Annotated in this window: 19 protein-coding genes; 15 read left to right on the top strand and 4 right to left on the bottom strand. The window is 40.0% G+C overall.

The genetic code is table 11. The annotated features are described in order from the left end of the window. Positions 1 to 160: 160 nt before the first annotated feature. The 14 genes from E4T92_RS04495 (at position 161) to rpoH (ending at position 13,793) form a co-directional block, all read left to right on the top strand. Positions 161 to 934: an amino acid ABC transporter substrate-binding protein gene (locus E4T92_RS04495; RefSeq protein ID WP_135093609.1), complete on the top strand. Its 774-nt coding sequence runs from the start codon at positions 161 to 163 to the stop codon at positions 932 to 934. Further along, a complete protein-coding gene (locus tag E4T92_RS04490; RefSeq protein WP_077542489.1) occupies positions 918 to 1,634 on the top strand; it encodes an amino acid ABC transporter permease in 717 nt (238 codons plus the stop codon). Before E4T92_RS04495 ends, E4T92_RS04490 begins: the two co-directional genes overlap by 17 nt. An 8-nt stretch (positions 1,635 to 1,642) precedes the next feature. Continuing rightward, positions 1,643 to 2,410, top strand: a complete 768-nt coding sequence (locus E4T92_RS04485; protein ID WP_135093608.1) for an amino acid ABC transporter ATP-binding protein — start codon at positions 1,643 to 1,645, stop codon at positions 2,408 to 2,410. A 74-nt stretch (positions 2,411 to 2,484) separates the two neighbouring features. After that, positions 2,485 to 3,306, top strand: a complete 822-nt coding sequence (gene nudC / locus E4T92_RS04480; RefSeq protein ID WP_135093607.1) for an NAD(+) diphosphatase — start codon at positions 2,485 to 2,487, stop codon at positions 3,304 to 3,306. Beyond that, positions 3,287 to 4,351, top strand: coding sequence for a uroporphyrinogen decarboxylase (hemE, locus tag E4T92_RS04475; protein ID WP_135093606.1), 1,065 nt, complete (start codon positions 3,287 to 3,289; stop codon positions 4,349 to 4,351). The genes nudC and hemE overlap by 20 nt, the downstream gene beginning before the upstream one ends. 21 nt (positions 4,352 to 4,372) lie before the next feature. Further along, the gene (locus E4T92_RS04470; RefSeq protein ID WP_135093705.1) at positions 4,373 to 4,963 is read left to right on the top strand and encodes a DUF416 family protein; all 591 of its coding nucleotides are present in this window, start codon (positions 4,373 to 4,375) and stop codon (positions 4,961 to 4,963) included. A 149-nt stretch (positions 4,964 to 5,112) separates the two neighbouring features. Further along, the gene (locus E4T92_RS04465; protein ID WP_005641275.1) at positions 5,113 to 5,385 is read left to right on the top strand and encodes an HU family DNA-binding protein; all 273 of its coding nucleotides are present in this window, start codon (positions 5,113 to 5,115) and stop codon (positions 5,383 to 5,385) included. Between the two features lie 132 nt (positions 5,386 to 5,517). Continuing rightward, positions 5,518 to 6,291, top strand: coding sequence for a DeoR family transcriptional regulator (locus tag E4T92_RS04460; protein WP_135093605.1), 774 nt, complete (start codon positions 5,518 to 5,520; stop codon positions 6,289 to 6,291). 56 nt (positions 6,292 to 6,347) lie between these two features. Beyond that, positions 6,348 to 8,180 carry a glutamine--fructose-6-phosphate transaminase (isomerizing) gene (glmS, locus tag E4T92_RS04455; RefSeq protein ID WP_135093604.1) on the top strand — a complete coding sequence of 611 codons (1,833 nt, stop codon included), beginning with the start codon at positions 6,348 to 6,350 and terminating at the stop codon, positions 8,178 to 8,180. A 183-nt stretch (positions 8,181 to 8,363) separates the two neighbouring features. Then, complete coding sequence (locus E4T92_RS04450; protein WP_135093603.1) at positions 8,364 to 9,581, top strand: MFS transporter; 1,218 nt, start codon at positions 8,364 to 8,366, stop codon at positions 9,579 to 9,581. 122 nt (positions 9,582 to 9,703) lie between these two features. Then, entirely contained in the window at positions 9,704 to 11,407 is a 1,704-nt protein-coding gene (narQ, locus tag E4T92_RS04445; RefSeq protein ID WP_135093704.1) for a nitrate/nitrite two-component system sensor histidine kinase NarQ, read from the top strand. A gap of 9 nt (positions 11,408 to 11,416) precedes the next feature. Then, positions 11,417 to 12,442: a UDP-N-acetylmuramate dehydrogenase gene (gene murB / locus E4T92_RS04440; RefSeq protein WP_077542482.1), complete on the top strand. Its 1,026-nt coding sequence runs from the start codon at positions 11,417 to 11,419 to the stop codon at positions 12,440 to 12,442. Between the two features lie 68 nt (positions 12,443 to 12,510). After that, positions 12,511 to 12,825 (top strand): DUF2322 family protein, encoded by a 315-nt coding sequence (locus E4T92_RS04435; RefSeq protein WP_135093602.1) that lies wholly within the window; start codon positions 12,511 to 12,513, stop codon positions 12,823 to 12,825. A gap of 122 nt (positions 12,826 to 12,947) precedes the next feature. Beyond that, positions 12,948 to 13,793 (top strand): RNA polymerase sigma factor RpoH, encoded by an 846-nt coding sequence (gene rpoH / locus E4T92_RS04430; RefSeq protein ID WP_135093601.1) that lies wholly within the window; start codon positions 12,948 to 12,950, stop codon positions 13,791 to 13,793. 38 nt (positions 13,794 to 13,831) lie between these two features. Here the strand turns inward: rpoH and plsY are convergent, their stop codons facing one another. Beyond that, positions 13,832 to 14,431, bottom strand: a complete 600-nt coding sequence (plsY, locus tag E4T92_RS04425; RefSeq protein WP_135093600.1) for a glycerol-3-phosphate 1-O-acyltransferase PlsY — start codon at positions 14,429 to 14,431, stop codon at positions 13,832 to 13,834. An 86-nt stretch (positions 14,432 to 14,517) separates the two neighbouring features. Between plsY and folB the strand changes: the two genes are divergently transcribed. Beyond that, positions 14,518 to 14,886, top strand: coding sequence for a dihydroneopterin aldolase (gene folB / locus E4T92_RS04420; RefSeq protein WP_135093599.1), 369 nt, complete (start codon positions 14,518 to 14,520; stop codon positions 14,884 to 14,886). 59 nt (positions 14,887 to 14,945) lie between these two features. On the opposite strand, the gene cpxA is transcribed toward folB, so the two are convergent. The 3 genes from cpxA to bamE form a co-directional block, all read right to left on the bottom strand. Next, positions 14,946 to 16,367, bottom strand: a complete 1,422-nt coding sequence (cpxA, locus tag E4T92_RS04415; protein WP_135093598.1) for an envelope stress sensor histidine kinase CpxA — start codon at positions 16,365 to 16,367, stop codon at positions 14,946 to 14,948. A gap of 5 nt (positions 16,368 to 16,372) precedes the next feature. Further along, positions 16,373 to 17,083 (bottom strand): response regulator, encoded by a 711-nt coding sequence (locus E4T92_RS04410; protein ID WP_135093597.1) that lies wholly within the window; start codon positions 17,081 to 17,083, stop codon positions 16,373 to 16,375. Between the two features lie 70 nt (positions 17,084 to 17,153). After that, positions 17,154 to 17,567 (bottom strand): outer membrane protein assembly factor BamE, encoded by a 414-nt coding sequence (bamE, locus tag E4T92_RS04405; protein ID WP_077542475.1) that lies wholly within the window; start codon positions 17,565 to 17,567, stop codon positions 17,154 to 17,156. Positions 17,568 to 17,622: the final 55 nt, after the last annotated feature.

The raw sequence follows: 17,622 nt of genomic DNA, 5'->3' as shown, positions 1-17,622 counted from the left end.
TTTTGCTAAAGTGCGGTTTGTTTTTTTAGAATGAATCAAGAGGTAAATTTTGTGTTATAACTAAAACATCTAACTCATAAATAAATCGTCTTGTTTTTTATTAAATGGGGCTTTTATAATCCAAATCATTGCAAAACATATAACCTAAGAGGAACTTATGATGAAAAAATCTTTTTTTTCTACCGCACTTTTAGCGGTGAGTCTTACTTTTTCAACCTTGACCCATGCGGGGGAAATTGCCGATCGTGTTGAAAAAAACAAAACGTTGTTAGTTGGCACGGAGGGAACTTATGCTCCTTTTACATTCCACGATAAAGACGGAAAACTCACGGGCTTTGATGTGGAGATTATTGAGCGAATTGCCCAAAAATTAGGTTGGAAAGTTGAATTTAAAGAAACGGCGTGGGATGGAATGTATGCAGGTTTAAATGCCAAACGGTTTGATGTGATTGCCAATCAAACTAATCCTAGCCCTGAACGGTTAAAGAAATATGATTATTCCGCACCTTATAATTATTCTGCCGGCGTGATTGTTACTCGAGCCGATAACGATAGCATTAAAACCTTTTCAGATTTAAAAGGGAAAAAATCAGCACAATCTGCGACAAGTAATTGGAGTAAGGATGCCCGTGAGCAAGGGGCGATTATTATTACGGTCGATAGCTTGGCACAAAATCTTGAGGCGGTAAAACAAGGGCGGGTGGACGCCACGGTAAATGATAAATTAGCTGTGCTGGATTATCTCAAAAAACAACCCAATGCGGGGTTAAAAATTGCGGTGGAAAGTGATAAAAAAATTCCAACGGGTTTTGCTTTCCTAAAAGGCGAAGAAGAACTTATCGCTAAAGTGAATAACGCTCTTGAAGAGCTTCGCCAAGACGGGACATTAAAACAACTTTCAATGAAATGGTTTGGTGATGACATTACTCAATAATTTGTTAGCAAGCTTGCCATTTATGACAGCAGAACGGGCTGATTATGTGATCAGTTCGTTTTTGCCTATGTTGGAAGCTGCGATTGTATATACGATTCCCCTCGCGGTCATTTCCTTTGTTTGCGGACTATTCATTGCTGTTATTGTGGCGGTAATTTGCACACTTCCGCACCCAAGTTTTCCCACTAAAATTTTACAAGCCATTTGTCGGGTGTATATTTCGATGATTCGTGGTACACCAATGTTAGTGCAAATATTTATTATCTTTTATGGTTTGCCGGAAGTCGGGATTACGCTTGACCCCTTCCCAACAGCCATTATTGCCTTTTCTATTAATATTGGTGCTTATGCCGCAGAAACAGTGAGAGCCTCTGTTTTAGCCATTCCCAAAGGACAGTGGGAAGCCTCTTATGCGATTGGCATGAATTATTCACAAGCCTTTATTCGCACTATTATGCCACAGGCATTACGTATTTCTGTGCCCTCCTTATCTAACACCTTTATCAGTACAGTAAAAGATACCTCCCTTGCCTCGTTGGTTTGGATTGCCGAGTTATTTCGGGTGGCACAAAATATCACGGCTGAAAACTATGAATTTATTCTTATTTACAGTGAAGCAGCCTTGATCTATTGGATTTTTTGTTTTCTCCTGTCTATGGGGCAAATGCGTTTGGAAAAGCACCTATCACGTCATTTATAGGGAATGCTATGTTAAAAGTCACAAATATTCATAAAAATTTCAATGGCCATCAAGTATTAAAGGGCATTGATTTTGACATTAAAAAAGGCGAAGTGGTGGCAATCCTTGGCCCATCAGGTTCAGGCAAGACCACTTTTTTACGCTGTTTAAATTTATTGGAACGGCCGGAACAAGGGAAATTGACATTTACGGACGGTAGCTTAAACATTGATTTCAGCCAAAAAATCACTAGATCGGATGAATTGAAATTACGTCGCCGTTCTTCAATGGTCTTTCAGCAATATAATCTTTTCCCCCACCGAACAGCACTTGAAAATGTGATGGAGGGAATGGTTGTTGTTCAAAAACAAACAAAAGAACAAGCTCGAGAAAAAGCTCTTGTCTTGTTAGACAAGGTGGGACTTAAAGACAAAGCAACATTATTCCCCTCACAACTTTCCGGTGGTCAGCAACAGCGGGTTGGGATTGCACGAGCTCTTGCGGTTGAACCCGATCTTATTTTGTTGGATGAGCCGACTTCTGCACTTGACCCCGAGTTGGTGGGTGAAGTATTACAAGCGCTAAAATTACTGGCACAGGAAGGTTGGACGATGATTATTGTGACGCATGAATTGAATTTTGCCAAAGAGGTGGCAGATCGTGTGATTTTAATGGCAGAAGGCAATATTGTGGAACAAAATAGTGCCGAGTTATTTTTTACTTGCCCTCAGAAAGCGAGAACCAAGCAATTTTTATTACAAGCGAAAATGAGCGTGGATTTAGATTATTATATTTAGAGAAAATCGAGTGGTTTTCAGCTACTATATGGCGTATTATCATTCAAAGTGCGGTCGTTTTTACAGAGGATTTTATGCGTCATATTGAGTCAAATGATTCGGGTTATTGGCTCCTCACACAGGGGAGCCATTTATATTTAATTCATGGTGAATTGCCTTATGGAACAGCCTCATCACTTGGATTTGTCGGTTTAAAGGGAATGATAATAGGCGAGTGGAATGAATCACCACTATGGCTTATTGAAGAACAGAATGATGAACAACGTGAGTATGTGAATTTACGCACTCAGCTTTTTTTGCCGGAAGAAAAATTTTATTTGTTAAGTCGTGGGGTAGAAATTAATCATTTTCTGAAAACCCATCAATTTTGTGGCAAGTGTGGTCATTTGAATCAACAAACGGAAGATGAACTCGCCATGCAATGCAGTCATTGTAGCTATCGCACTTATCCTGTCATTCACCCTTCTATTATTGTCGCAGTACGCCATGATACTCAGATTTTACTTGCTAATCACAAGCGTCATTATCAGCCCAGTGGTGGAATATATACAACACTTGCCGGTTTTGTCGAAGTAGGCGAAACCTTTGAACAAGCGGTTCGCCGTGAAGTGTTTGAGGAAACGGGAATTGAGGTAAATAATATTCGTTATTTTGGTAGTCAACCTTGGGCGTTTCCTAACTCACAAATGGTGGGATTTTTGGCTGATTATGAAGGTGGCGAGATTCAATTACAGGAAACTGAAATTCACGATGCACAATGGTTTTCTTATCATCAACCCTTGCCAGAATTACCACCAACAGGTACTATCGCACGCAAATTAATTCATGCTACGCTTGAGCTTTGTGAAGCAGCAGATAACAATAAAGGAAATTTAAATGTCAGCACTAAAAAATGATCGTTACTTGAAAGCCCTATTGCGCCAACCCGTGGATTGCACGCCGGTGTGGATGATGCGCCAAGCCGGACGTTATTTACCTGAGTATAAAGCTACGCGTGCCCAAGCTGGGGATTTTATGTCTCTCTGTCGTAATGCAGATTTAGCCTGTGAAGTGACCTTGCAACCGCTTCGCCGTTATGATTTAGATGCGGCCATTTTATTCTCTGATATTTTAACTATTCCGGATGCAATGGGCCTAGGATTAAGCTTTGGCGCTGGCGAAGGTCCGAAATTTGCCAGACCGATTGAAAGTAAAAGTGCGGTGGAAAATCTTCCTATTCCCGATCCGGAGCAAGAACTACAATATGTGATGAATGCGGTACGTACCATTCGCCGAGAACTCAAAGGCGAAGTTCCGCTCATCGGCTTTTCCGGTAGCCCGTGGACACTTGCTACTTATATGGTAGAAGGCGGGGGGAGCAAAACCTTCACTAAAATTAAAAAAATGATGTATGCGGAGCCACAAACATTGCATTTATTATTGGATAAATTGGCGGATGCAGTGATTCTTTACCTTAATGCTCAAATTAAAGCCGGAGCGCAATCGGTGATGGTTTTTGATACCTGGGGCGGCGTATTGGGTCATCGTGAATATTTGGATTTTTCTCTCCAATATATGCATAAAATCGTTGCTGGTTTGATTCGTGAAAATGAAAGACAGGCTGTGCCGGTCACACTCTTTACCAAAGGTGGCGGATTATGGCTTGAAGCGATAGCGGATACAGGTTGTGATGCTATCGGTTTAGATTGGACAGTAAACCTCGCAGAAGCAAAAGCCCGTGTCGGACATCAAGTCGCCCTGCAAGGCAATATGGATCCAAGTGTACTTTATGCACCGGCAGAGCGTATCGAACAAGAAGTGCGGTCAATTTTAGCTGATTTTGGCGAAGGAAGTGGCCATGTGTTTAATTTAGGGCATGGTATCCATCAAGATGTGCCGGAAAACGCACCAAAAGTATTTGTGGATGCTGTTCACGATTATTCCAAAGCCTACCATAAATAAGGAACAGTGATGCAAAGATCTCTGCGAAATCCTATTCATAAACGTTTAGAAAACCTTGAAAGTTGGCAACATTTAACCTTTATGGTTGCCTTGTGTGAACGTATGGCTCCAAATTTCAAGTTGTTCTGCAAAATGAATGATCAAGAAAGGGAAGCAAAAATTTATCAAAATATTCTCAACCTTGTTTGGGAATATTTAACGATAAAAGAGGCAAAAATCAATTTTGAAAATCAGCTTGAAAAGCTAGAAAACATTATTCCTGATGTGAACAATTATGACAATTTTGGCGTAGTCGCCGCATTGGACGCAGCAGAGGCACTCGCCGAAATTTTACATGCGATTATTGCGGGTGAAACCTTAGAAAAAGCGATTGAAATTAGCCAAATTTCCTTAGGTACGATCAGGTCATTATTGGAAACAGAAAATAGTCGTGATTTTTCTGAACATGAGCTAAAAGAGAATGAGGATATTCAACGAGAATTGGATATTCAGTGGCAGATTTATCGCTTGTTAAGAGCTTGTGAAAAGCGGGATGTCGCCCTGATTTTGGATCTAAAGAATGAGATTCGGGCTGAATGTATATCCAACATTGGCGTAGAATTTAATCAATAACGTGAGATTTATCACAAATTTTAAAAATCTTACTTTTATTTCCTTAAAACTTAGATTATCCTTTCGCTCAGCTGTTGTTGCCTAGACAGAGTGCTTGGTAGCGCGCTTTATATTAGAGAAACAAATTAAATTAACAAAAGGTACAAGTTATGAACAAAACAGATTTAATTGATGCAATTGCAAGTGCTGCAGAGCTAAATAAAAAACAAGCTAAAGCTGCATTAGAAGCAACCTTAGATGCGATCACTGCAAGCCTTAAAAAAGGTGAGCCGGTACAATTAATCGGTTTCGGTACATTCAAAGTAAACGAGCGCGCTGCACGTACCGGTCGTAATCCACAAACCGGTGCGGAAATTCAAATTGCTGCGTCTAAAGTGCCGGCATTCGTATCCGGTAAAGCATTAAAAGATGCAATTAAATAATTGATATAAGAATGATGATAAACCCTGTTTTTTAACAGGGTTTTTTGTTACCTAAAATAGCTTTACAAAGACATTGCTCTTCTATAAACTTCCGAACCGAAATTTATCTTGCAAAATCCTAATCATCAGCAAATGAAACGAAACAGCCAGCCACGTAATACACAGCAACGCCGACATGCGATCATGCAACTGTTACAACAGCAGGGTGAAGTGGCAGTGGAACAACTGGTTCAGTTGTTTGACACTTCAGAAGTGACTATCCGTAAGGATTTAACCGCGTTGGAAAGTAGTGGTTTTTTACTGCGTAAATATGGCGGGGCAATCCTAATGCCGAAAGAAATAATTGATGAAAGTGAAAATGAGGAACTTTCGAAACGAAAGATAGTCATAGCCAAGGCAGCCGCAGAGCGTATTCGAGATCATAATCGTATTATTGTAGATAGTGGCAGCACCACGGCGGCATTAATTAAGCAACTGAATCGAAAACAAGGCTTGATTGTGATGACAAATTCCCTGTCGGTGGCAACGGAGCTTAGGGGGTTGGAAAATGAACCGACTCTACTGATGACGGGCGGGACTTGGGATACTCGTTCCGAATCATTTCAAGGCAATGTTGCGGAACAGGTGTTACGCTCCTACGATTTCGATCAGCTTTTTATTGGCGCAGACGGTATTGATCTCGAAAGAGGAACAACCACATTTAATGAATTGGTCAGGTTAAGCCAAGTGATGGCAGAAGTTTCACGCGAAGTGATTGTGATGGTGGAATCCCAAAAAATTGGTCGAAAAATGCCAAATCTAGAATTGAATTGGCAGCAAATTAATGTATTGATTACCGACAGTGGGTTGTCGGAACAAGATAAACAAGCAATTTTGGCACAGGGTGTAGAAGTAATCTGCGTTTAAAGTGCGGTCAAAATTATCATTATTTTTCAAAGTAGTTAGTCAAGTAAGGAAAACTTATGTGTGGTATTGTCGGTGCGGTAGCACAACGTGATGTAGCAGAAATTTTAATTAATGGATTACATCGTTTAGAGTATCGTGGTTATGATTCAGCCGGTGTAGCGGTGGTCAATGAACAGTGTGAATTACAACGTGTACGTTGCTTGGGCAAAGTTAAAGCATTGGATGAAGCGGTTGCAGTAAACCCGTTAATCGGCGGCACCGGTATTGCGCATACACGTTGGGCAACGCATGGTGAGCCATCAGAAGCCAATGCCCATCCTCATACTTCAGGCAATTTTGCGGTGGTACATAACGGTATTATCGAAAATCATGAAGAATTACGTGAATTATTAAAATCCCGTGGTTATGTGTTTCTTTCACAAACTGATACGGAAGTGATAGCCCATCTTGTGGAATGGGAAATGCGCAGTTCGGATTCCTTACTTGAAGCGGTACAAAAAGTCGTAAAACAGCTTACCGGTGCTTATGGTATGGTGGTGCTAGATCGCAATCATCCAGAACATTTGGTAGCAGCCCGTTCCGGTAGCCCATTAGTGATTGGTTTAGGAATTGGTGAAAATTTCTTAGCATCAGACCAGTTAGCATTATTGAGCGTAACCCGCCGTTTTATTTTCTTAGAAGAGGGTGATATTGCAGAAATCACCCGCCGTACTGTGGATATTTATGATATGCAGGGTAATAAGATTGAGCGTGAAGTGCATGAATCTAATCTTGAAAATGATGCGGCGGAGAAAGGCAAATTCCGTCACTTTATGCAAAAAGAAATTTTTGAACAACCGACTGCACTGATCAATACGATGGAGGGTCGTATTAATCATAATAACGTGATAGTGGAATCTATTGGCAATGGGGCGAAAGACATTTTAGAGAAAGTTCAGCACATACAAATTGTCGCTTGTGGTACATCTTACAATGCCGGTATGGTGGCACGTTATTGGTTTGAATCACTTGCCGGCGTAAGCTGTGATGTGGAAATTGCCTCTGAATTCCGTTATCGTAAATTCGTTACCCGCCCAAACAGTTTATTGCTCACCCTTTCCCAATCGGGTGAAACAGCGGACACTTTGGCAGCACTGCGTTTAGCGAAAGAAAAGGGCTATATGGCGGCAATGACAATTTGTAACGTAGCAGGTTCTTCTCTTGTGCGCGAATCCGACCTTGCCTTTATGACTCGTGCCGGCGTGGAAATTGGCGTGGCGTCAACAAAAGCTTTCACGACCCAATTAGCGGCAATGCTCATGTTGGTGACCGCAATTGGAAAACTCAATGGCAATATTTCTGATGAAAAAGAGAAAGAAATTGTTAAGGCATTGCATTCCCTTCCGGCAGATATTGAAAAAGGTTTATCATTTGATAAAGATATTGAATTTCTTGCGGAAGATTTTGCTGAAAAACATCATGCGCTATTTTTAGGTCGTGGCGAATATTATCCGATTGCTATGGAAGCCTCTTTGAAATTAAAGGAAATTTCTTATATTCATGCAGAAGCCTATGCCGCCGGGGAATTAAAACACGGTCCATTGGCACTCATTGATGCAGATATGCCGGTGATCGTGGTAGCGCCAACCAATGATTTATTAGAAAAAGTAAAATCTAACATTGAAGAAGTACGTGCTCGTGGGGGGCAATTATATGTCTTTGCGGATAAAGAGGCCGGTTTCACTGAAACGGAAGGGATGAAAATTATCACTATGCCAAAAGTAAACGAAATCATTGCGCCGATTTTTTATACGGTACCAATGCAGTTATTGGCATATCACGTGGCTTTAATCAAGGGGACAGATGTGGATCAGCCACGTAATCTTGCAAAAGCAGTAACCGTTGAATAAAGTGCGGTTGATTTAGCATAATTTTTTTAAAGCACAGTGTTTTGCCCCTGTGCTTTTTATTTGCTTAAAAGAAAAAGATTCTTTAAACTACGCCCCCGGTTTTGAGTCTGGATAGTTTTTGGCTCATCACATAACCCCTCTATCACTTTAAACACTACCTGTGAGTAGTAAAAGGACATCAATATGACAACTAAAGTCAATCAATACGGCTGGAAAGCCCTTATTGGCTCTGCCGTCGGCTATGCAATGGACGGTTTCGATTTACTTATTCTTGGTTTTATGCTCAGCGCGATTTCTGCCGATCTGAGTCTTACGCCTGCTCAGTCAGGATCGCTTGTTACTTGGACGCTAATCGGCGCCGTATTCGGTGGAATCGTATTCGGGGCATTAAGCGATAAATACGGTCGAGTACGTGTCCTGACTTGGACAATCGTATTATTTGCTGTTTTTACCGGTTTATGTGCATTAGCCCAAGGTTACTGGGATTTGCTTATTTACCGTACTATCGCCGGTATCGGTTTGGGCGGTGAGTTTGGCATCGGTATGGCACTTGCGATTGAGGCTTGGCCGGCACGCCATCGTGCTAGAGCCGCCTCTTATGTCGCTTTGGGCTGGCAAGTCGGCGTGTTAGGCGCGGCATTATTAACACCAATATTACTACCCCATATTGGTTGGCGTGGTATGTTTATTCTTGGTATTTTCCCTGCATTTGTGGCGTGGTATTTACGAGCCAGATTACACGAACCTGAAATTTTTACTCAAAAACAGACCGCACTTACCACACAAAAAAGATCAAAATTAGAATCCTTCAAACTATTAGTGAAGGATCAAGCAACCGCCAAAGTAAGCTTAGGCGTGGTCGTGCTCACCTCTGTTCAAAATTTTGGCTACTACGGCATTATGATCTGGATGCCTAATTTCCTTTCCAAACAACTCGGATTTAGTTTAACAAAATCAGGCATTTGGACGGCAGTTACCGTATGTGGCATGATGTTAGGGATTTGGGTTTTTGGTCGCCTTGCCGATAAATTAGGGCGAAAACCAAGTTTCTTATTATTCCAATTCGGTGCGGTTGTCAGCATTATTGCTTATTCTCAACTTACCGATCCTACTGTAATGCTTATTGCCGGTGCGTTTCTAGGGATGTTTGTGAACGGTATGATGGGAGGATATGGTGCCTTAATGGCGGAGGCTTACCCTACGGAAGCACGAGCTACCGCACAAAATGTCCTGTTCAACTTAGGGCGGGCAGTTGGAGGTTTCGGACCGGTTGTTGTGGGTGCGATCGTTTCTACCTACTCATTCAGCCTTGCCATTGCATTCTTAGCGATTATTTATGTGATTGATATGGTTGCCACAGTTTTTCTTATACCGGAATTAAAAGGCAAAGCATTACAATAAAGTGCGGTTGATTTTCGCCTAATTTTTCAAATCCACCTTATACTAATGGGTGGATTTGTATTTAAAATTCATCACATTTTCATGCTAAACTAATGTCAATTTTTTCTAGTAAAGGCATTGTCGTGCAGGCTACCCGTTCCGTTTCTTTACGTATTGCGAAATATCTTTCTCTTATCATTATTGTCGCAGGGGTGATCATTTCCTTGAGTTTGGCAATTATGGCAAGCAATAAATCCGATGCGGAAGCCATTAATGTTTCCGGATCTTTGCGGATGCAAAGTTATCGCCTGTTATATTTGATGGAAAAGCAACCGGACACGGTTGAAAAAAATCTGAGTTTTTATGAAAAAAGTCTCCGAGCGCCAAGTTTGGTTGATATTCAACATCAGCTTTTCACCCCTGATGGCGTCAAACAGTCCTATCAAACTATTCTTAAACGTTGGGCCGAAATGGAAAATTTTGCCCGCCAAAGCGATATTCAGCAATACAGCCTGAATCTGACGGATTATGTGAGTGAAGTAGATTATTTTGTGTTTGAATTGCAACGTTTTAGTGAACAAAAATGGTTTTTTGCCTTATCTGTCTTGTGTTTTTCCATGTTACTGATTGTAGGCATGGTATCTTATGTGATTTGGTTTACCCGACGTGAAGTGGTAAAACCCTTAAAGTTACTGACAAGGGCGAGTATGCAAGTACAAATGCGCCAGTTTAACCATATTCCATTGCATACAGAAAATGATAATGAGCTTGGTACTTTATCTCGAGTGTTTACGCAGATGTCAACAGAATTGGGTAAACTCTACTCGAGACTTGAAGATGCCGTAAACGAGCAAACCCAAAAATTGCGCCAAAGTAACCGCTCTTTAATGACGCTTTATCATAGTTCTCAATTACTTACGGTCAATTCAATTAATGAGACAACGCTTAGTCAGTTGTTGAATCACATATGTGTTAGTGAACATTTGCGCTATATTGAATTGGAAGTGTTGGGGGCAGAACATTGGGATATCCTTTTTGGTGAAAAACAGGCAGATCAAAGTTTACAAGTCGTTGAATTAAAAGTTGAAAATGAAACCTTAGGCGTGCTTTCTTGGCAAGCAGGGTTACCTTGCCCTGATCCTCGTATGATGCAAAATTTAGCTCAGATGCTAGCACGTGCACTTTTCTTTCACAAGAGCCAAAGACAACAAGAGCATCTTTTATTAATGGAAGAACGGTCAATTATCGCACGAGAATTACATGATTCTTTGGCTCAGGTATTATCGTTTTTACAAATCCAACTGACCTTATTGAAACATAATTTACAGAAAGAAGGTGAGCTTGCCAAACAGAAAAGTCTAACGATTATTGAGGATTTTGAACAAGCCCTTTCCAGTGGTTATGCTCAGTTACGTGAATTATTGGCGACATTCCGATTAACGGTACAAGAGGCGAACCTACAACTAGCATTAGAGCAAGTGATTGATTCCTTACGTCCACAAACATCAATGAAGATGACCGTTAGTAGTGAATTACCCTCACAAAGTTTAAATCCGCAACAACTTGTTCATTTATTGCAAATTGTAAGGGAAGCCACGCTGAATGCGATTAAACATTCAAAGGGGCAATTCATTGAAATTAGAGCTTATACGAATACCGAGGGTGAATATGAAATACTGATTCAAGACGATGGTATTGGTATTCCAAGCTTAGATGAACCAACGGGGCACTACGGTTTAAATATTATGGCGGAGCGGAGTCGCCAGCTTAATGCTGAATTAACCATTAATCACCGTCAACAAGGCGGTACGCAAGTCAAAATTACCTTGCCACAGACATTATCTTAAGGAAATACAATGCAAAGTTTACAACCATTTCATACTTTTCATATTCCGGTTGAGGCACATAAGATTATTGAAGTAAAAGCGCTCGAGGATCTAAAACAAACTTGGGCTGAAGCTCTTGCTCAAAATTTACCGATACTTTTTCTTGGCCAAGGTAGCAATATGCTATTTTTAGAAAATTTTAAGGGAGTGGTAATCATTAACCATTTGCTCGGCATTAGCTATAAGCAAGATGATGATTTCCATTATCTTCACGTTAATGCCGGTGAGAATTGGCATAATTTAGTGAAATGGTCTCTTGAACAAGGGATTTATGGTTTAGAGAATCTTGCTTTGATCCCGGGCTGTGCCGGTTCCGCACCGATTCAAAATATTGGGGCTTATGGTGTGGAATTTAAAGACTTCTGCAATTATGTAGAGGTGCTAAATTTGAATACCAATGAATTATGCCGTTTAAGTGCGGAAGATTGTGCATTTGGTTATCGTGAAAGTGTTTTTAAACATCATTATCAAACGGGGTATGTTATTACAGCGGTGGGATTAAAAGTTGCAAAAAATTGGCAACCTGTGTTGAAATACGGCTCACTTGTTAATTTTGATCCTAAAACAGTCACAGCAAAACAAATTTTTGATGAAGTTTGTCGGATTCGTCAAAATAAGTTACCGAATCCAAATGAATTGGGTAATGCCGGTAGTTTTTTTAAGAACCCAGTGGTGACTGCTGAACAGTTCGCTGAAATTCAAAAACAGGCTGAAAATGTACCGCACTTTCCACAAGCCGATGGTTCGGTCAAATTAGCTGCAGGTTGGTTAATAGATCAATGTCATCTCAAAGGTTTCCAAATTGGTGGGGCAGCGGTTCATGAAAAGCAGGCGCTGGTTTTGATTAATAAAGGGAATGCTACGGGAAAAGATGTTGTGAAATTAGCTCATTATGTGCGTAAAACCGTCGCGGAGAAATTCGGTGTATTTTTACAACCTGAAGTACGGTTTATAGGGAAAGATGGTGAAGTGGATAGTGAAAAAGCGATTTCTTAACTAGAAAAACTCACTCAAACATAATGGCATAAAGGTAGAAGAATCTTATAAATATAAAGGACAATAAAATGACTTTTAACGAAATTTTGAATGGACTTCCAACGATTGAGCATCTATCGGGATTAAATGTGAAACAGGGAGATGAGGTCGTTCATCATATTCCTGCAATACCGGGTAAACTTGGCTCGCTACGTCTCTATTATGGGCTTGCAGAGAAATTTAATGGAAAATTAGACCGCACTTCCGCACAGCAAGGTATAGAATGGTTTGCTGAACACGTTGAAGATGCTAGACAGAATCCGGGTAAACATCCGAACATTGATTTACTTTTCAATGTTATTGAGAAAGAGTTAGTACTACATCTTGAAGCATTAAAGAATTAATCAAAAATTTGAACTTTTGATTGGTAAAACCTGTCTTACCATACAAATTAGTTCAATAAAACCTTTTATTGTGCTATAACTAAAGGCATTAATTGGCAGATGCCAACGAAAAGAAGGAAAAGATGGATAAAGAAACACAAATGATGTTGGTTCCTCAGGGCAGTATTGAAGGCTATATTCGTGCAGCAAATGAATATCCAATGTTGACTGCTGAGGAAGAAAAAGAATTAGCAGAACGTTTGTATTATAACGGTGATATTGAGGCCGCTAAAAAATTAGTATTGTCCCATCTTCGTTTTGTTATTCACGTAGCACGTGGTTATTCCGGCTATGGTTTACCTCAAGCGGATTTGATCCAAGAGGGCAATATTGGCTTAATGAAGGCGGTTAAACGTTTTAATCCGGAAGTAGGCGTACGCTTAGTTTCATTTGCCGTACATTGGATTAAAGCTGAGATTCACGAGTATGTCTTACGAAACTGGCGCATCGTGAAAGTGGCAACGACAAAGGCACAGCGTAAATTATTTTTTAATTTACGTAAAACAAAACAGCGCTTAGGTTGGTTCAATGACAATGAAGTCGATATGGTCGCAAATGAACTAGGCGTATCTAAAGAAGATGTGATTGAAATGGAATCACGTATGACAGGTGCAGATGTGGGCTTTGACTTACCCGCAGATGATAGTGATTCAGAAACTTATTCACCATCGCTTTATTTAGAAGATAAAAGTTCTAATTTTGCAGCTGAACTTGAAAATGAAAATTTTGAAAGCCAAGCTGTAGAGCAGTTAAGCGTTGCATTGAAGAGCCTTGATGCTCGTAGTCAGGATATTATTAAAACCCGCTGGTTAGATGATGATAAAGCAACCTTACATGATTTAGCGGCAAAATATAATGTTTCTGCAGAGCGTATTCGACAACTAGAATCTAATGCATTGAAAAAACTGAAAAGTGCGGTCAGTTTTTAGGGATTTTTTAAAGTGTAAAACCTGCTGAGTAGCAGGTTTTATTTTTTCTTAAATTTTGACCACACTTTGTCTTCTTGCCCACGCCATAAACGTTGGATATTATCATGATGGCGATAAATTAATAAACAGCTTACTAATGCAACAGGAAAAGTAAATTCAGGTTTAAACCACCATACATAAAAAGGTGCGAGTAATGCGGTAATCACTGCACTTAAAGAAGAATAACCACTCACCAAGAAGATAATAAGCCAAGTACTAAAAATAGATCCGGCTACCGCCCATGCAATTGGCGCAATCGCACCGAATGCTGTAGCAACGCCTTTTCCTCCCCTAAATTGGAAAAAAATGGGAAAAATATGCCCTAAGCAAGTACCTAATGCCACCATTCCTAATTCAAATTGTGTAAGTCCAAGGTAATATCCGACCCAAACAGGAAACATTCCCTTTAAAATATCAAAAATCAGTACCCACAATGCTCCCCATCCGCCTCCAATGCGAAGTACGTTCGTCGCCCCGGGATTATGAGAACCATGCTGACGAGGATCGGGTAATCCCATCATTTTACAAATTAAGATAGCACTGGAAATTGAGCCTAAAAGATAGGCAAAAATCATATAAAGAATAGCAAATAGGCTCATTTTTTACCTCAGAACGATAAAATTGATTCGATATTCTACCTAAACTTGATAGCATACGCCTACAATAATTTTGAAGGAATCTAACCATGGATAAAGTTTTTATTGAAGAACTAACGGTATTTGCTCAAATTGGCGTTTATGATTGGGAGCAACAAATTAAGCAAAAGCTGATTTTTGATCTTGAAATGGCATGGGATTGCCGAAAAGCAGCAGAAACCGATGATGTACAACATTGCCTAAATTATGCGGAAGTGAGCCAATTTATCCTAGATTATGTACAGTCAAAACCTTTCTTATTGATTGAGAGAGTCGCTTATGAGGTGGCTGACCAGTTACTACAGCGTTTTGGCATTTTATGGCTACGATTAAAGATAAGCAAGCCTCAAGCGGTCGTTCAAGCCCACCGTGTTGGGATTATTGTTGAGAAAGAGGCTGTAAGTGCTAGTGAAAAGTGATCCTAAATGTAAGCATTTGTGTTCACCTCAGAATAATAATATTGTAAAAAGGGTAGTCACTACTTATTTAGCCAAAGTGGCAGAGCCACCGTCACGGCTAAGCCGCCGAGTTCACTTTTTTCAGCCCAAACTTTTCCTTGGTGTTCTTTAACTGTGTTTAAAACAATTGATAGACCTAATCCGGTGCCGCCGGTTGCACGTGTACGGGCTTCATCAACACGATAAAATGGGTCGAAGATTTTTTCAAATTCATCGGGATGTACACCGGATCCGTTATCATCGATGCGGATCCTGAGAAATTCTTCTTCTTCTTCTTCTTCTTCTTCTTCTTGGATAAAAATATTAATTTTGATCTTATCCTTTGTATATTTCAACGCATTTCTAACAATATTTTCGACCGCACTTTGCAATAAACTAATATTGCCGTTGAGGAAGACTTGTTTACCATCGTCTGGCAAACTGATATGTTGTTCAAACTTAATTTTTTTCTGAGTTGCTTCAAAGAGGGCATCCCGTATCACGTTGTTCCAAATATTTTCTGCAGGGAAAACATCTCGCTCAATGTGTGTATTCATTTTTTGACGGGAGATGAGTAATAATTCATTGATCATTTTATCCATTTGTTCAATTTCTTTTTCAATTCGTTTCACCGCAAGGCTATCACCCATTTGATGGCGAATAAGAGCTGTCGCTAATTGTAATCGGGTAAGCGGTGTTTTGAGTTCATGGGAAATAGAAGAAAGTAAGTTTTGATGATTTGAAATCAAATGATTGATCGATTTTGCCATTCGATTGAAACTTTGTCCTACTTGGCGAAGCTCTAGTGGTCCTTGTTTGGTTAATTGTGGGTCAACCTCAAAATTCCCGAGTGCAATAGAATTAGCGGCTTTTTGTAAATGTGAGATTGGTTTTACAATAGTATAGGTAAACCACCATAACAATGGGCTGGTAATGAAGACAGTGAGTAATAAAAGAATAATAGGGTGAGCAATCATATATACTAATATCTCTTGATATGGATTTATACAAGAGATAAACAAAAGTGAAAAGGGCTCATTAAGGTCATCTAAGTAAATTTGAAAAGGACCTGCAATCTGAATATCTTTAAACGTTTTTTTCATTGGGTGAGAAAATTCACTGACATTATCAATGAAGCGATAAATGTAGTCTTTTTCACCGCTAAATGCACCGCGGATTTCTTTTGTGTTAGGGTTGAATAGGACAGGATGTGCATTATCCGATTTATCAATGGGTAGCACAGGAACTTCAGACATCAGTGATTTAATTTTATTGCTACGAATTGATTCTTCAATTTTCTTTTGGTAGTAAGTAATTTCACTTTCCTTTAATGGAGAGTAAAGACTATTATCAAAATAGGGTAGCGCCACCACAAGCATCATCATTGCAAAGAAGCCGAGCCAAAATATGGTAAATGTTCGGATAGTGAGCTGATTTAGACTAAATTTATTTTGATATTGCATTGTTATTATTCTCGGATGAGGAGATATCCACGACCTCGTAAGGTTTTAAACCAAGGTAACCGATTTTCTCTTGGCGGTAATTTTTTGCGTAAATTTGACATGTGCATATCAATGGAGCGGTCAAAGGGGCTAAGCGGTTTACCTAATACATGCATACTAAGTGTTTCACGTGTAATAGGTTCGCCTTTAGAGAGAATAAGTGCTTCAAGCAGGGAATATTCTGAGGCTGTAAGGAAAAGCTCTTGTGTTTTGTAGAATGTCTGTTGGTGTACGGTGTGAAGCCTTAGTTCATCAAAATAGAGCCAATTGTCATCCTCTTTCTGTGCTGCGGTATTTTCAGCCGGCTCCGGATAATTACCTTCGCTTCTGCGTAAAATCGCTTTGATTCGAGCAACTAATTCGCGATCGTTAAACGGTTTAGGGAGATAGTCATCGGCTCCGAGTTCTAAGCCAAGTACTTTGTCAATGTCTTCTCCTCGAGCGGTGAGCATCATGACCGGAATATTGGATTGTTGGCGGATTTGCTTGAGCGTTTCAATACCGTTGAGTACAGGCATCATGACATCTAACAAAACGAGTGAGTAGCCTTGTTTGAGCTTATCAAGTGCTTCTTGTCCGTTATTGGCAATATCTACGCAAAAGCCCGACAACGAGAGTACTTCCGAAAGTAAGTGAGTGAGTTCGGTATCATCATCAACTAATAAAATCTTGGACATTATTTAGCCTCTTGAGATTATTCTTAATAAATCGGAAAGGAAAGTGCCTGCAGAGCAGGCGACAAAGGGATTACCAAAATTTCCACCAAGATTTTTTAGTTGTGTCACCCCTACGTTCAATAATCGTGTTATTTTCGTTTTGTGAAGCCACTTCCGGCAATGGTTTGTCGAGATTGGTTTCAGTGACTATACCTCGCTGGTCAAATTTCACTTTGAAAGTATATTGTTCCGGTGATTGGTAGGCTCGTTGTTGTAAGAATACATAATACCAAGTGGAATTGCTATAAGGATCAATTAAAACAGGGGTACCAAGCAAGTATTGGACTTGCTGAACGTTCATTCCTTGTTTGATTTGTGCGACATTAGAGGCTTCTAAATAGTTGCCTTGTGGCACATCAATACGATAAACCACTTTTTCAACGGTGGAACAGGCTGAAAGGCTTAATGCCAACACAGCTACGCTAAAAAGAGTTTTGAATTGCATTTTCTTTACCTTAATTTTTGCAAATTTAATCAAATAATACCCAAAGTTAATAAGC

The sequence above is a fragment of the Pasteurella sp. WM03 genome (genome assembly GCF_004570945.1).
Classification (GTDB): Bacteria; Pseudomonadota; Gammaproteobacteria; order Enterobacterales; family Pasteurellaceae; genus Rodentibacter.
Note: the sequence above shows the minus strand (reverse complement) of the source record. Positions and strands in the feature narration are given on the sequence as shown.

Excerpts from the sequence above, each read along its gene's own strand:
- E4T92_RS04450 (WP_135093603.1), top strand. The coding sequence starts at position 8,364 with ATGACAACTAAAGTCAATCAATACGGCTGGAAAGCCCTTATTGGCTCT.
- E4T92_RS04410 (WP_135093597.1), bottom strand. The coding sequence starts at position 17,083 with ATGTCCAAGATTTTATTAGTTGATGATGATACCGAACTCACTCACTTA.
- E4T92_RS04460 (WP_135093605.1), top strand. The coding sequence starts at position 5,518 with ATGAAACGAAACAGCCAGCCACGTAATACACAGCAACGCCGACATGCG.
- murB (WP_077542482.1), top strand. The coding sequence starts at position 11,417 with ATGCAAAGTTTACAACCATTTCATACTTTTCATATTCCGGTTGAGGCA.
- rpoH (WP_135093601.1), top strand. The coding sequence starts at position 12,948 with ATGGATAAAGAAACACAAATGATGTTGGTTCCTCAGGGCAGTATTGAA.
- bamE (WP_077542475.1), bottom strand. The coding sequence starts at position 17,567 with ATGCAATTCAAAACTCTTTTTAGCGTAGCTGTGTTGGCATTAAGCCTT.
- hemE (WP_135093606.1), top strand. The coding sequence starts at position 3,287 with ATGTCAGCACTAAAAAATGATCGTTACTTGAAAGCCCTATTGCGCCAA.
- nudC (WP_135093607.1), top strand. The coding sequence starts at position 2,485 with ATGCGTCATATTGAGTCAAATGATTCGGGTTATTGGCTCCTCACACAG.
- E4T92_RS04495 (WP_135093609.1), top strand. The coding sequence starts at position 161 with ATGAAAAAATCTTTTTTTTCTACCGCACTTTTAGCGGTGAGTCTTACT.
- plsY (WP_135093600.1), bottom strand. The coding sequence starts at position 14,431 with ATGAGCCTATTTGCTATTCTTTATATGATTTTTGCCTATCTTTTAGGC.
- folB (WP_135093599.1), top strand. The coding sequence starts at position 14,518 with ATGGATAAAGTTTTTATTGAAGAACTAACGGTATTTGCTCAAATTGGC.
- E4T92_RS04490 (WP_077542489.1), top strand. The coding sequence starts at position 918 with ATGACATTACTCAATAATTTGTTAGCAAGCTTGCCATTTATGACAGCA.
- E4T92_RS04465 (WP_005641275.1), top strand. The coding sequence starts at position 5,113 with ATGAACAAAACAGATTTAATTGATGCAATTGCAAGTGCTGCAGAGCTA.
- E4T92_RS04435 (WP_135093602.1), top strand. The coding sequence starts at position 12,511 with ATGACTTTTAACGAAATTTTGAATGGACTTCCAACGATTGAGCATCTA.
- E4T92_RS04485 (WP_135093608.1), top strand. The coding sequence starts at position 1,643 with ATGTTAAAAGTCACAAATATTCATAAAAATTTCAATGGCCATCAAGTA.
- glmS (WP_135093604.1), top strand. The coding sequence starts at position 6,348 with ATGTGTGGTATTGTCGGTGCGGTAGCACAACGTGATGTAGCAGAAATT.
- cpxA (WP_135093598.1), bottom strand. The coding sequence starts at position 16,367 with ATGCAATATCAAAATAAATTTAGTCTAAATCAGCTCACTATCCGAACA.